Here is a 246-nt window from a genome sequence, read left to right as displayed (position 1 = left end):
CGTTGAGATATTCAGCCTGTTCTGGTGTTGGGTAGATGCGTACTTTTGTTGCTCTTAACATCATCAGCGCTCATTGATATAATGTTTTTATTTTAACATATTAGGGCAATATATCAATTGAGTAATCATGATGATTTACTGGCGGGATCCCTCAGAAAGCGGCACAGTGTCAGTAAACTGGTCGTGCCTCTGATCTTTACGACAAAGTATCGACGTAAGCTATTTGACGGACAGATGATCGCTCAA

1 protein-coding gene and 1 pseudogene are annotated in these 246 nt (G+C 40.7%); one reads left to right on the top strand and one right to left on the bottom strand.

Annotated features, from left to right (window positions below):
* Positions 1–61 (bottom strand): helix-turn-helix domain-containing protein (locus BHE89_RS26815; RefSeq protein ID WP_353615097.1); only part of this gene is annotated, 61 nt, incomplete at its 3' end.
* Positions 62–117: 56 nt separating this feature from the next.
* Here BHE89_RS26815 and BHE89_RS02655 point away from each other — a divergent pair.
* Positions 118–246: pseudogene (locus BHE89_RS02655) on the top strand (IS200/IS605 family transposase); the annotation flags it as partial.

The sequence above is a fragment of the Shigella sp. FC1967 genome (assembly GCF_001743005.1).
Classification (GTDB): domain Bacteria; phylum Pseudomonadota; class Gammaproteobacteria; order Enterobacterales; family Enterobacteriaceae; genus Proteus.
The sequence above is the reverse complement of the archived record's forward strand: the minus strand, read 5'-3'. Positions and strand labels throughout refer to the sequence as shown.